This window comes from Amycolatopsis sp. NPDC102389 (genome assembly GCF_044765885.1).
In the GTDB taxonomy this organism is placed as follows: domain Bacteria; phylum Actinomycetota; class Actinomycetes; order Mycobacteriales; family Pseudonocardiaceae; genus Amycolatopsis.
Map to the genome: position 1 here is coordinate 1 of NZ_JBIWKX010000107.1, position 13,679 is coordinate 13,679.

The following is a 13,679-nucleotide window of genomic DNA, read 5'->3' on the forward strand; positions in this document are numbered from 1 at the left end:
TCCCCGCAAAACACTGGACTGGCTTACACCCCAAGAAAAACTCAACATGCTACTGTCCTAAATGGAGCATGTTGCAACGACCGCATGAATCCGCCAGGCTTCGCTACCGTTGGGTGTGGTCCCAGGCTCACGCAAGGGGTCTCACCCGGCTCTTGACTGTCCATACGGGACACTTTTCGAGACTTAGGTGACCGGTTTGGGCGACTTGCACTGTTTCGCGAGGGAGTCGTGAGTGATTTGGGTTGTTCTAACCCTCATTACCACTCACGACCCCACGGGGAACCGTACTTAGCGGCATCAATCGGACACCCAATTGCTCGGCGATGTCCCTTGTGGACACTGTAGCCCCGCCGGTGTCCAGAACCAGGCTCGACTTTGCCAGCACCCTGGCGCTAGACGCAAGGAAGGGGGCCTTCATGTACTTCGGTGTCGCGTCCTCGGCCCACGTTGTCGAGCCAAAGCCGCACTGTTTTGCGAAAGCAGGCGTTCTCATGGTAGTCCAGTGGTTGCTCGATGTCCAGGCGCAGGCCGGGCAGCCGGGAAGTCAGCTCTTCCAGCATGATTCGCATCTCCATGCGAGCGAGCGGCGCGCCGAAGCAGGCGTGGATGCCCCTGCCGAAGGTGAGGTGCTGCTGAGCGCCCGCCCGGTGGAGGTCGAAGACCTCCGGGTCAGGGAAGGTCGCCGGGGCATGGTTGGCGGAGCCGATGAGCAGGAGCAGTTTGGCGCCGGCGGGTACCTCGACCCCGCCGATGGTGACCGGTCTCGTGGTGATCCTGCGCCAGGTGTGCAGACTCGCATCATAACGGAGGCCCTCCTCGACCGCCTTCGGAATCAGTGACGGGTCGGCGCAGAGTTGTTCCCAGCGCTCGCGATGGCCGAGCAACCGGTGGAGCAAGCTGGCCGACACGTTGGCCGTGGTTTCGTGTCCCGCGAAGCTCAGTGCATGGATCACGTTGATGATCTCGTCGACGGTCAGCTCCTCCGGATCATCGAGGTGCACCCGGGCGAGGTCGCTGGTGAAGTCGTCCTGTGGGTCTTGGACGCGGCTGATCACGAAGTCCGTACAGTACCTCCAGTAGTCGACCATGTTCTCGGCGATTCGGATCTGCTGGGCCTTGGACGACCGTCCCCAGGTGAAGGCCATCCGGTTGAGCGCGAGACCTTTCAGCGACTCCATGTCCGCCCTGGGAAGGCCGATCAGGTCGAAGACGATCACGGCGGGGGAGTGGGAAGTTCAGCTCCTCGACGACGTCGAACTGGTCTTTCGCGGCGAAGCCGTCGATCAAGTCGACGACGCATTCGCGGATGACCGGTTCGAGCACGGCGATGCGCAGGGCGGAGAACGCCCGGACGTTGTGCGTGTGCACCCGCGTGTGTTTCGGCGGATCGCAGTTCGACACGGTCGGCGTCGGATGGAAACCCGTGTCCAGGATCGCCTTGGCCTCCTCGGCGAGCGGGTAGACCGGTGTCTGCGTGATCGAGCCCGAAAAGGTCTCATGATCGGTGAAGATTCGTTTGGCGTCTTCGTGCCTGGTCACCGGCCACATGTCGAGCCGAGGGTCGTAGAAAACCGGGACTTCCGCGCGTATCGCCGCGAGGATGGGGTATGGGTCGGCGATATAGTCGGCCGCGAGTGGATCGAATTGCTCGCGAGCGGGACACTTCCGGCCGTTGTCAACCGCCATTTGCCTCCATCGAAGTATTCGAAGCTCATGCTCGCCGTGATTGAGAATCACCGAATCGGCGGATGGTTCTTCCGTGTCGGTCAGGGCGCGCGCCTCGGCGGCGTCGTGATTGAAATGCCTGGTCATGTCCATGGTTAGCGCATCGTCGAGGTCTCGTCAAATGACGACCGGGCGATGCTTCGTCACCCTGATGGGCCTTGACGGAGCCGGGGTTTTCAAATAGCAGAGAACGATTAGCGGAATTGTGTATTTTTGTTAAAAGTGAGGATGGCGAATAGGGCTGCCCCTTTGTTCCGTCCTTGTTGACAGATTCTGTGAGCCGGGGCACATTACCGGTGATCTGGAGGCGCGAGGTGAAGCTGGGAATGCGTTCACGATCACTCTGCCCGGCGTGGTGATCGGGTAGTGAAAAGTCCGTCCGCTTTGTTAGGAATCGACGATGACGCAAGAAGGCCTGCTCACCGCGATCTCCATCGAGGAATGGCTGATCGCGCGCCTTGCGACGGTGATGGGGATCGACCCTCGATCCATTGACGCGGAGGAACGGTTCAGCCGATACGAACTCGACTCGATGCGCGCGGTCGGCCTGCTCAACGAACTCGGCGCCGCCTTGGGGCGGCGGTTACGGCCGACCTTGCTGTGGGAGAACCCCACCATCAAGTCGCTGGCCGACGCGGTGAGCACACGAGCACAACCGAAAGCGCCGCGAGCAGCCGCGGTCACCGGCGGGCCCCGGCTCGAAGATCCGATCGCCGTGGTCGGGATGGCGTGCCGGTTCCCCGGCGCCGAAGACCTGGACGCTTACTGGCGGTTGCTCTCGGCAGGGGTGGACGCGATCACCGAAGTGCCACCGCAGCGCTGGGACGCGGACGGGCTCTTCGACGAGAACCCGATGGCGAACGGAAAGGTCAGCAGCCGGTGGGGTGGTTTTCTCGACCGCATCGACGGTTTCGACCCCCGGTTCTTCGGCATCTCGCCGCGCGAGGCGGTCGAAATGGATCCTCAGCAGCGGTTGGCACTGGAGTTGTCGTGGGAGGCGCTCGACGACGCGGGTATCGCGCCGGACGGCCTCCGGGAGAGCCGGACGGGCGTGTTCTTCGGCGCGATGTGGAACGACTACGCGCGTTCTGCCGACGGTGCGCTGGACCGCTTCACCGAACACACCGCGACCGGCCAGGATCTGAGCATCATCCCGGCGAGGGTGGCCTACTTTCTCGGTCTGCGAGGGCCGGCTATCACGTTGAACACCGCGTGTTCCTCGGGCTTGGTGGCGATTCACCAAGCCCGGCAGAGCCTGGTGCTCGGCGAGACGTCACTGGCCGTGGTCGGCGCGGTCAATCTGCTGATCGCGCTGGAGAACATGGTCGCGATGTCCCGCCTCGGCGCGATGGCACCGGATGGCCGGTGCAAGGCGTTCGACTCCCGGGCCAACGGCTATGTGCGCGGTGAAGGCGGCGGCGTCGTGGTGCTCAAGCCACTGTCCCGCGCACTCGCCGACGGCAATCCCGTCTACTGCGTCCTGCGCGGCAGCGCGATCAACAACGACGGCTTCAGCAACGGGCTGACCGCGCCGAACCCGGCCGCGCAGGAACAGGTTCTGCGGGACGCCTATGCGGCCTCGGGAGTCGATCCGGCGCAGGTCGACTACGTCGAGACCCACGGGACCGGCACCGCGCTCGGCGACCCCGTCGAGGCCGCGGCGCTCGGGGCCGTGCTCGGCGCCGGTCGCCCGGCCGAGCGGCCGCTCCTGCTGGGGTCGGCCAAGACGAACATCGGTCATCTGGAGGCGGCGGCCGGGATCGCCGGCTTCATCAAGACCGCGCTGGCCGTCCGGAACCGGTCCATCCCGGCGAGCCTGCACTTCGAGAACCCCAACCCGCACATCGACTTCGAGAACTGGCGTCTGCGGGTCGCCTCGGAGCGAACGGCCTGGCCGCAGGGGAAACGTCCCGCGCTGGCCGGGGTGAGTTCCTTCGGTTTCGGTGGCACCAACTGCCACGTCGTGGTCGAGGGGACCACCGGGGAAGCCCCGCAGCTGGTTCCCGTCGCCGCGTCCACCGCCGAAGGACTCCGCGCCGCGGCGACCGAGTTGCGGAAGGCCTGCGATCGCCCCGGCACGTCGATCGCCGACCTCCGTTCCGCAGCCGGCGGCCGGGAGGACGACGGTGCGTGGCGGATGGCGCTCACCGTGACCGGCATGTCCGATCTGGCGGCTCGCCTCGACGACTACCTTGTGGACCGGGTCCGCGCCGGTACCGCCGTCGGTACCCCGCGCGACGCCGGCCGGAAGCCGGTGTTCGTGTTCGCCGGTCAGGGTTCGCAGTGGCTCTCCATGGGGCGAGACCTGCTCATCGAACCGGCTTTCCGGGCCTCGCTGCGACGATGCGACAAGGCGATGCGTCCTTATCTCGGGCAGTCCATCCTGGATCTGTTGGCAGGCGACGATCCGACCTGGCTCGACGACCTTCATGTCGTGCAGCCCGCGATTTTCGCCATGCAGGTCGGGCTCGCCGACCTGTGGCGTTCCTGGGGAGTGCGACCGGGCGCCGTCGTGGGGCAGAGCATGGGCGAGGTGGCGGCGGCCTGCGTCGCCCAGTGCCTGAGTCTCCAGGACGCGGTCCGGATCATCTGCGTGCGCAGCGCGATCGTGCAACGCACCGTCGGCGGCCGAGGTGCCATGGCCCTGGTCGAACTCCCCGTCGAGCAGACCCGCCTGCTGCTCACCGGTCGGACGGCCGAGCTCTCCGTCGCGGTCAGCGGCAGTCCCACCGCGACGGTGATCTCCGGCGCCGCGGACGCGATCGCGGAGGTGATCGCCGAGGCGAAGCGCGGTGACATCACCGCACGGGCGATCCAGGTCGACTACGCGTCCCACTCACCGCAGATGGATCCGCTGCTGCCGGAACTGCGCGCGGCCCTCAGTGGATTGCGCCCGCACCAAGGTACGGTCCCGTTCTATTCCACTGTGGCGGGCCGACGGCTGGAGGGAAGCGAACTCAAGGCCGGCTACTGGTGTGACAACCTCCGCGAGCCGGTGCTGTTCGCCGAGGTGGTGCGGCTGCTCATCGACTCGGACCACGATCGGTTCATCGAGGTCGACCCGCACCCTCTGCTGGTGCGCAACCTCGTTGATTGCCTCGCCGAAGCGGGCCGCGAGGGGCAGGTGCTGCCCTCCATCCGGCGCGGCGAACCCGCCAGGCCGGTCCTGCTCGATTCTCTCGGCAGCCTCTACTGCCGAGGGCAGGAGGTGCGCTGGCGTCGCGTCCACCCTCCTGCCCGGACCGCGGCTTCGCTCGCCACGCTCGAAGAACAGCGGCAGGAACCGGTCATCGTGCCGGTGTCCGCGCACACCCCCGCGGCGCTGGATCAGGAGCTCGCCGAATTGGCGAAGACGGTGAGTGCCGCCGAAGACCTCGACGATGTCGCCTATACCGCCGCTCATCGCGGTCACCACGCCCACCGGCTCGCTGTGGTGGGCGGTTCGCGAGGCGAGCTGGCGAGCGCTCTCGAGCAGGCGAGAGAGCGGAAACCGGGATTCGCGCGGAGCGAGCCGCGCGTCGTGTTCGTCTTTTCCGGGCACGGCGCCTCGTGGTCCGGTATGGGACGGCGGCTGTCGGAGACGGAACAGGCGTTCCGGGACGCGTTCGAAGACTGTGACGCCGCGATCCGGCGAAGCGGGGGATTCTCGGTCATCGAGTTCCTGCACCGTGATCGTGAGCGGTCGGAGACAGGGCGCATCGAACAGGTCCAGCCCACGCTGTTCGCCATGCAGGTGTCGCTCGCGGCCCTGTGGCGGTCGTGGGGGGTCGAACCGGACGCGGTGACCGGGCAGAGCATGGGCGAGGTCGCCGCCGCGCACGTCGCGGGCGTGCTGTCTCTCGAGGACGCGGCGACGATCATCTGCCACCGCAGCGGTCTCCTGGCGACCATCCGGGGCCGGGGCACGATGGCGCTGGTGGAGTTGCCTCTTCCGGAGGCACGCGAACTCGCCGGGCGATGGGACGGCCGGATCGAGATCGCGGCGAGCAACAGCCCGACGGCCACGCTGCTGACCGGTGACGCGGCGACCGTCGACGAGGTGCTGCGCGAGCTGGAGCGGGACGGCGTCTTCGGACGGCGGATGGACGTCGACGTGGCCGGGCACAGCAGGCAGGTGGAGCCGTTGCTGGACGAACTGCGCGCCGGGTTCCGCGACATCGTGCCGTCGGTGGGCCCGCTGCCGTTCTGCTCCAGCGTGACCGGCAGGTGGTGTGATGGCGCGGATCTCGGGCCGGAGTACTGGGTCCGCAATCTGCGCGAGCCGGTGATGTCCGCTCCCGCGATGGTTTCGCTGGCGGAACAGGGGTACCGGGTGTTCCTCGAGATCAGTCCCCATCCCGTGCTCGGCCCGGCGATCGACGAAACCCTCCATTCCGTCGGAGTCGAGGGCGCCGTCATCGCCACCGCGCACAAGGGCAAGGGTGATCGAGAGGATCTGCTCGTCGCCGTCGCGGAGCTGTACGCGGCGGGTTACGGCATCGACTGGGACCGCCTCCAGCATGACGGCGGCCGGACGGTGCCGTTGCCCTCTTACCCATGGCAGCGCGAACGGTACTGGCGGGGTTCCGAGCCGGAGCCGGGATCGAGCGCGCGGCTCCCCGACGACGGATCGGTCGAAGACCGGTTGGCCGACCGGGTGGCACGGGTGCTCCGCGTGCCGCGGGAGGACGTCCGCCGGGACGTCCGGCTGACCACGCTCGGCATGACGTCGTTGATGGCGATGGAACTGCGCGACCTCGTACTGCGCGACCTGGCGGTGACGCTTCCGGTCTCTCTCGTGCTGAGGGCTCCGGACATCTCCGCTCTCGCCGCCGAGGTCCAGGCATTGATGGGTTCCGACCGGACGGCGTCGGACGCCGGCGGGGCCGTCGGCTCGATGGAACGGATCGAGCTATGAGGGCGGCGGATCTGGTACTCCCACTCCTGCGGCGTGGGCGGACCGCCTGCCGTAGGACCGGCGACCAGAAGGCGTTCCCGGACGCGTTGGACACCCGTCGTGCGCGAACACCCCCGACGAGGCGGACGATCGCCTGCGCAGGGAGCTGGTGTCGCCCTTCGACCTGGCGAAGGACCCCTGATGCGCTCAGTGCTCCTGCGTACGGGCGAAGATGAGCGCATCAGGGCTGTCACGCTGCACGCGCGAACGATCCCGTCGCCGGGGCGAACCTGGACTACTGGGCCGATACCTTGGCGGGGCTTGACCCGCTCGAACGGATCCCTGCCTGTGAAGAGAGGAACAAAGGGCAGGGTTCGCCGCAAAACAGGCTGTGTACGCGGAGTCGCGAACGGCTCGGGGTGGTGTCTCTGTAATCGTGAAGGCGCCGGACTGTTCGAGCTGGTCATGAGTAGTGAGGGGCTGTGTGATGACGAATTGGGCCGCGGCATTCAACAACGCGGATCCGGATGCGGGTGTCGAGCAGGCGCTGGCGGATTTGGAGCGGGAGAAGCAGAAACTGCGGGAGGTGAGCAAGGTTTGGGAGGAGAGCACGACAACCGTCCGCGCGAAGGACAATTCGTTCTTGATGACCTTCGACGGACGCGGCGAGTTGACGGATCTGTCGTTCCAAGGATCGAAGTACCGATCGCTACCTCCGGCCCGGCTGGCTCATCAGATCGTGGAGGTGGTGCGACAGGGCCGTAACGAGGCGATGGCGAAGGTGGAGGAGGTCATGGGCACGGGGTCGATGCCGGGTCTCGACTTCGCCGGGGTCGCCAGCGGCAAGGTCGATCCGATGGAGGTGATGAACTCGTTGCTGGGACCGATGCTGGAGGGCCTCGAGGAGCTCGGCATGAGCGTTCCGGATTCGTCGGAGAAGGATAAGGGCAAGGACAAGAAGAGCGAGTGACCCGTTCCGGTCGGTTCCGAACGGATCCGGCTCACGAAGCGGATTCGGCGCCTTCGAGCAGGAACTCGCCCCGCGCGACGGGCACCGCGGTCCCGCTCACCACGATCCGCTCGGGACGCTCACCGGAGCCCCAGGCCGTCGCCACCATTGTCGACGGACGTCCCATCTCGACACCCTGCCGGATCTCGATCCGGTCGCCGTAGGAGATCCTGCCGGTCCTCGCCAGGTGTACCGCGAGCGGTCCCGCGGCCGATCCGGTCGCCGCGTCCTCGGTCACCCCGTAGGCGGGGGAGAACATCCGGGCCCGCCACCGCGTGCCCTCACCGGCGAAACAAAAGGCACTCATGTCCGGCAGAGTCGCGAGCAGCCGCAAGTCCGGTGTGAGGCCGGAGAGTTCTTCGATGTCGCGCACGGGGAACAGGACATGCCTCGGCCCGTTGCGGTAGGCGAACACCGTCTGTTCCGCGGCGCGCACGCCGACACCCTCCGCGAGGGTCTCCGCGTGTTCATAGGGCTCCCATACCGGAATCGGCTGGATCATGCTCGCCGACACCGTTCCGCCGTCGTCGCGCTCGAAAGTGAATTCCACGTTTCCGACGAGGGTTTCCATGACCAGGGAAGTGCGGTCCGACTGGTGCGCCAGCGCGATCGCCGTCCCCAAGGTCGGATGCCCGGCGAAGGGCAGTTCGCAGGTCGGGGTGAAGATGCGGACCCGCACATCCCCGGAACTCTCGGCGGGGAGCACGAAAGTGGTTTCCGACAGATGGGTCTCCACGGCGATCGCCTGCATCTGCGCCGACGACAACCCCGAAGCGGCAAGCAGGACGAGGACGGGATTTCCCTCGAGCGGAGTGCCGGTGAACACATCCATGATCACGTATCGGTACATGACCGTAAGCGTAGTGACCGCACCGGGCCCTTTCCAGTGAACGCGATCGCACAGCGGGCCTTGCGGATCGGCCTGCCGCGATCGAAGATGTTGTTTCCCCCTCAAGGAGGAACCGTGTCCGAAAAGGTCAGTACCGGGAACAGCTTCGTGGACGACGCGGAATTGCGTCGCAGTAACCGAGCCGTGGTGGAGGAGTACCTCCGCGTGACCGAAGGGCCGCCTCGGCTGAAACGGCACCGCCTGTACGCCGAGGACGCCCACGGTGGATTGTGGACGACCGATACCGGGAAGCCCGCCGCGGTCCGCGGCCGCGAGAAGCTCGCCGAGATGGCCGCGTGGTCGCTGGACTGCTTCCCCGACTGGAAGTGGTCCAACGTCCAGGTCTTCGAGACGCAGGACCCGAACCATTTCTGGGTCGAGTGCGACGGGGAAGGGCAGATCCTGTTCCCCGATTATCCGCCGGGCATCTACCGCAACCACTTCATCCACTCGTTCAAGCTGCGGGACGGCGAGATCATCGAACTGCGGGAGTTCATGAACCCGTGCGAGCAGATGCGCGCGCTGGGGATCGAGGTGCCGCTGATCACCCGGGGCGGCATCCCCGAGTAGCCGGCATGGTCAAGGTCATCGTCCTCGGTTCCGGCGCCGCCGGGCTCGCCGCCGCGCTCGCCGCGCGGGAGGCCGGAGCCGAGGTGACGCTCGCCGAGGCGACAGCGACGATCGGCGGAACCACGGCATTGTCGAGCGGTGCGGTATGGGTGCCCGGAAACCATGTGCACGCTGACGGATCCATTGTGGATAGCATCGAGCAGGCCCGTCTCTACCTGGATTCGCTCGACCTCGGAGACACCGCACCGGCCCTGCTTGAGCACTATCTCGCCGAGGCGCCCCGCGTGCTGCGCCGGCTGGAAGCCGCCACCGCGCTGCGCTGGCAGCCGTTGCCCTACCCGGACTGCCATCGCGAGCGTCCGGGCGGGATGGGATCAGGAGTGCGGTCTTTGGAACCGTTGCCACTCGAGGTGCCCGCCACCGTCTCGGCACTCATACGGCCTTCCTCGGCTTGGCGTCCCCCGCTGACGGTGACGGAAATGGTCACCGGGGCGGCCACGCCGCAACTGGTGTCCGAACGGTCGCGCACCGGAACGCTGGTCGGTGGACAAGCAATGGTGGCCGCGCTGCTGAAGGCGGTGCTCGATGCCGGTGTCGACGTGCGGACCTCGACCAGGGTGACCGACTGGTTACCGGAAGGCGTCGTCGTCGACGGCGAACGTCAGCGGGCCCGGGTCGTGCTGGCCACCGGCGGTTTCGAACGGGACTCCGCTCTGCTGAAGACATTCCTGCGAGCCCCGGTGCGTGGGCTGATCGGCGCGCCGGGTTCGCGAGGTGACGGACTGCGGCTCGCGATGTCCGCGGGAGCGGCGCTGGGCACCATGTCCGAGGCGTGGTGGTGCCCGTGCCTCCATGTGCCCGGCGACGAGATCGACGGCGAGCCGGTGCACCGCATGTTGTTCGCCGAGCGCGCCCGCCCCGGGGTGATCATGGTCGACCAGCGCGGACGGCGGTTCACCAACGAGGCACAGAGCTACAACGACGTCGGCCGGGCCATGCACGCGTTCTCCTCGCGAGACTTCCGGTTCGAAGCCGATCCCTCCTGGATGGTCTTCGATGCCGAAGCGCGCGGACGTCATGCGTTCGGTTCGGTGCGCCCCGGTGAACCGGAACCGGAGTGGTTGCTGCGGGCCGGCACCACCGCCGAACTCGCCGGCCTCATCGGCGTGGACCCGGCCGGTTTCGTGGAAACGGTCGACCGGTTCAACGAAAACGCGAAGGCCGGGGCGGACCCCGAATTCGGCCGGGGCGGAGGGGAGTACGACAGCGCGGGCGGAGAACCCACCCTTCGGCCGCTGAGCGAGCCGCCGTACTTCGCCGTCGCGGTGCACGCCGGCCTCGGCGGAACCAAGGGCGGACCGAAGACCGACGAGCACGGCCGTGTGACGCACGTGGACGGTTCGGTGATTTCCGGGCTCTACGCGGCGGGAAACGCCGCGGCGAGTCCGTTCGGAATGGCCTACCCTGGCACCGGAACGACGCTCGGGCAGGCGCTCACCTTCGGTGATTCAGCCGGCCGGGCCGCGGCCACCGACTGAGGAGTGGACCTGAACCGGCGTGGTGAACAACGACGCCGTGACGTGGTCGAGGATCTCCAGTCCGTCCAAGGACAACACCGACTCCGGGTGGAACTGCAGGGAGGTGAAGGTGGTCCCGCGCAACGCGTGGACCTCACCGGTCTCGTGGTCGCGGGTGATCTCCACCGGACCTTTCACCAGCGGATGCCGCAGTGTGTCCATAGCGGACACAGCGCTGAACGTGTTGTAGAAGCCGACCGTGCGCCGGGCACCGAACAGCGTGATCTCTCGCTGCTCGCCTTGGTGCGGGACGGATCTGCGGACCACGCGCAGCCCCAGCAGCGACGAAAGGATCTGGTGGCTCAGGCACACCGACAACAACGGGGTCTCGGTGCACAGTGCGGTCCTGGTCAAGGCACGCAGCGTGGCCATTCTCGGGCTCCGCTGGTCCAGCGGATCGCCGGGGCCCGGCCCGAGGACCACCAGGTCGTAGTCCTCGACGTCGATGGCGCCACCGTGCCGGTGGATGACCGGCTCCAGCCCGAGAGCCGAGAGCTGAACGCCCAGCATCGCGGTGAAGCCGTCTTCGGCGTCCACGACCAGCGCCCGCCGCCCGGCAAGCATCGGGTTCACCTCTCGCCGTGCCTCAGGAGGTCTTTGCCAGAAAGCGGAAAGACGCTTCGCTCGCTGCGTCAGGGCACGGGTCACCTCGGGCCGCGCCGACAATCCGGGGAGCGTGGCGGGTGGCCTGTCTCGTGCAGCCGACTCGGCACCGTCCAGTGCGGAAAGCAAGCCTGAGATCTTGGTATGTGTCTCGGCGACCTCGGCTTCCGGATCGGAGTGGCGCACCAGCGTGGCGCCCACCCCGGCACGCAGTCGACCACTCGCGTCGATTTCGGCGGAGCGGATGAAGATCGCGGAATCCACGTCCGCTTCCCCCGCCGGACCGGCACCGATCAGGGCCACCACACCCGAGTAGTAACCGCGTCCCTCAGGTTCGTACTCGGCGACAACGTCGAAGGCGTTTCGCAGCGGACTGCCCACGACCGTGGGGGCGAACATGGTCTTGCGCAACTGTTCCCGGGGATCCATTCCGCTGTGTCCGGTCACCAGGTACTCGGTGTGCGCGAGCCGCGTCATCTCCCGCAGTAGCGGTCCGCGCACGCTTCCGCCCAACGGGCACATCTCGGCCATCATCTTCAGTTCCTCGTCCAGCACCATGTTCAGCTCGTCGATTTCCTTGCCATCGGCCAGGAAGTCGAGCAGCCCGGACAGGTTCGCCCCCTCCGGTGGATACCGGTAGGTGCCGCTGATGGGGTTCATCATCGCGGTGCCCGCGGACGAACCCAGATGCAGCTCCGGACTGGCGCCGATGAACGTGCGCTCGGTGGTGTGCACGAGGAACGTCCAGTACGCGCCCTGTTCGGCGGTCAGCAGTCTGGAGAAGATCGACAGGGCGGTCCGGAGCGAGTAGCCGGGAAGGTCAGCGGTGAAAGTGCGCTTCACCACGAAATTCGAGCCCTCGCCTCGGCCGATCTTCTCGGCCAGCACCGTGCGCACGATCTCGGCATACGTCCGGTCATCGACGTCGAAGCCGGCGTCGGCCATTTCGACGGGGTCATCGGGCAGCGTGAGCACAGCGTCGTGCAACGGAACGCGCATCCGGTGTTCGGCCCGCAGCGTGACCAACGGCAGGCCGTCGTCACCGCAGGGGAGGCCGAGCTCGGTGAGCTGTCGGTAAGGTATTACCGCGAGAACGGCTTCACCCGCCGGGAGAGCAATGTCCATGAGAGATTCGTTCTTGTGCGTCGGACCGCTCAGCAGTTCCACGAAGCGACCCTTGGCAGGGCGATACAGAAGCGCGAAAGACTGCCGGTCAGAGGTCAGCAACTCGTCGAGCACCGCTTTGAAGGGCGCGTCCATGGCCACCGTCCCTCCAGAGTTGTCCAGCTCTGCCAACGTATACATCTTCGGAAGCCGTATACAATAGGTGTTCCAAGAATCCTTTGTGGATCTAGGTCGGTGTCGGTGCGGATCAGGCGTCGCCAGGCGAGTCAGAGTGAGGTACTGTGTCCATCCCTGCCATATCCCCGTATTCCATGCCCGCCCGGAGTGAACTGACCGGGGACGTCGTCGACTGGCGTGTTTCGGCCGCCAGAGCCGTCCTGCTCATTCACGACATGCAGAATTTCTTCGTCAAGTTCTTTCCGGAAGGAGAGTCGCCGAGGACGCATTTGCTCGACAACGTCGTGCGGTTGCGGGAGCGGTGTGCCGGACTCGGCATCCCGGTGTACTACACCGCCCAGCCGGGCCGAATGACCGAGGAGCAGCGAGGTCTGCTCAAGGACGTTTGGGGCCAAGGCATGACCAGCGGCCCCGAAGACGTCGCGATCGTCGCCGAACTGAGCCCGGGGGAGAACGACCGGGTGCTCACCAAGTGGCGGTACAGCGCCTTTCACCGATCGCCGTTGCTGGATGAACTCACCGAGCGCGGACGCGATCAGCTGATCATCTGCGGCGTTTACGCGCATGTGGGGTGCCTGGCCACCGCCGCTGACGCCTACGCCAACAACATCCAGCCGTTCCTGGTGTCCGACGCGATCGCGGACTTCACGCTCGACTACCACCGGTTGGCCATCGACTACGCGTCACGGCTGTGCGCGGCGACGCCGGACACCGAAAGCCTGCTCGCGGACCTGTCACCCGCCGCCGGCTGAGCCTCGGGGGCACGCCTTGCGGAAGTACATGAAGGCCCCCTTCCTTGCACTAGACGCAGGGTCCCGGCAAAGTCGATTGCCGCTGGTCAGGTGGGGTGTGAGTGGCGATTTGGGTTCTCTTGAGGGGTAAGGCAAACGCGACGTGGTGGAGCCGGCGGCGCGCTCGCCGAAGAGGCCCGGCTCGTTCTTGACTGTCCATAGAGGACACAAAGAGTGAGCGCGGTGCCTGATTTGGGTGCTTTGTGCGGCTTTGTGACCGGGTCGTGAGTGGTAATGAGCGTTATTGATCCGTAAGGCAAATGTGGCAGGCTAGTCTGCGGCGTAGCGGACTTCTTCCTTGCCGAAAAAGGCTTTCACGCGGTCTGGCTGGTTCTGG

At 66.5% G+C, this 13,679-nt stretch carries 9 protein-coding genes; 6 read left to right on the forward strand and 3 right to left on the reverse strand.

Translation table 11 applies throughout. From position 1 onward, the window contains the following. Positions 1 to 392 precede the first annotated feature (392 nt). Positions 393 to 1,217: a cytochrome P450 gene (locus ACIRGA_RS39945; protein ID WP_400952407.1), complete on the reverse strand. Its 825-nt coding sequence runs from the start codon at positions 1,215 to 1,217 to the stop codon at positions 393 to 395. Here ACIRGA_RS39945 and ACIRGA_RS39950 point away from each other — a divergent pair. The 3 genes from ACIRGA_RS39950 (at position 1,177) to ACIRGA_RS39960 (ending at position 7,571) form a co-directional block, all read left to right on the forward strand. Continuing rightward, positions 1,177 to 1,824 carry a hypothetical protein gene (locus tag ACIRGA_RS39950; protein ID WP_400952411.1) on the forward strand — a complete coding sequence of 216 codons (648 nt, stop codon included), beginning with the start codon at positions 1,177 to 1,179 and terminating at the stop codon, positions 1,822 to 1,824. The two genes, ACIRGA_RS39945 and ACIRGA_RS39950, sit on opposite strands and share 41 nt — an antisense overlap. A gap of 301 nt (positions 1,825 to 2,125) precedes the next feature. Then, positions 2,126 to 6,622 (forward strand): acyltransferase domain-containing protein, encoded by a 4,497-nt coding sequence (locus tag ACIRGA_RS39955; protein ID WP_400952414.1) that lies wholly within the window; start codon positions 2,126 to 2,128, stop codon positions 6,620 to 6,622. Between the two features lie 466 nt (positions 6,623 to 7,088). Beyond that, positions 7,089 to 7,571 carry a YbaB/EbfC family nucleoid-associated protein gene (locus ACIRGA_RS39960; RefSeq protein WP_400952418.1) on the forward strand — a complete coding sequence of 161 codons (483 nt, stop codon included), beginning with the start codon at positions 7,089 to 7,091 and terminating at the stop codon, positions 7,569 to 7,571. A gap of 31 nt (positions 7,572 to 7,602) precedes the next feature. Here ACIRGA_RS39960 and ACIRGA_RS39965 read toward each other — a convergent pair whose 3' ends face one another. Next, positions 7,603 to 8,460, reverse strand: coding sequence for a PhzF family phenazine biosynthesis protein (locus ACIRGA_RS39965; protein ID WP_400952423.1), 858 nt, complete (start codon positions 8,458 to 8,460; stop codon positions 7,603 to 7,605). Positions 8,461 to 8,574: 114 nt separating this feature from the next. Here ACIRGA_RS39965 and ACIRGA_RS39970 point away from each other — a divergent pair, with 114 nt between their 5' ends. Continuing rightward, positions 8,575 to 9,069: a PhzA/PhzB family protein gene (locus ACIRGA_RS39970; RefSeq protein ID WP_007028010.1), complete on the forward strand. Its 495-nt coding sequence runs from the start codon at positions 8,575 to 8,577 to the stop codon at positions 9,067 to 9,069. Between the two features lie 5 nt (positions 9,070 to 9,074). Further along, positions 9,075 to 10,607 carry an FAD-dependent oxidoreductase gene (locus ACIRGA_RS39975; protein ID WP_400952429.1) on the forward strand — a complete coding sequence of 511 codons (1,533 nt, stop codon included), beginning with the start codon at positions 9,075 to 9,077 and terminating at the stop codon, positions 10,605 to 10,607. Here the strand turns inward: ACIRGA_RS39975 and ACIRGA_RS39980 are convergent. Then, entirely contained in the window at positions 10,578 to 12,509 is a 1,932-nt protein-coding gene (locus ACIRGA_RS39980) for an anthranilate synthase family protein (RefSeq protein ID WP_400952433.1), read from the reverse strand. The genes ACIRGA_RS39975 and ACIRGA_RS39980 overlap by 30 nt on opposite strands. Before the next feature lie 176 nt (positions 12,510 to 12,685). On the opposite strand from ACIRGA_RS39980, the gene ACIRGA_RS39985 reads away from it, so the two are divergent. Further along, complete coding sequence (locus ACIRGA_RS39985; RefSeq protein WP_400952438.1) at positions 12,686 to 13,303, forward strand: isochorismatase family protein; 618 nt, start codon at positions 12,686 to 12,688, stop codon at positions 13,301 to 13,303. Positions 13,304 to 13,679: the final 376 nt, after the last annotated feature.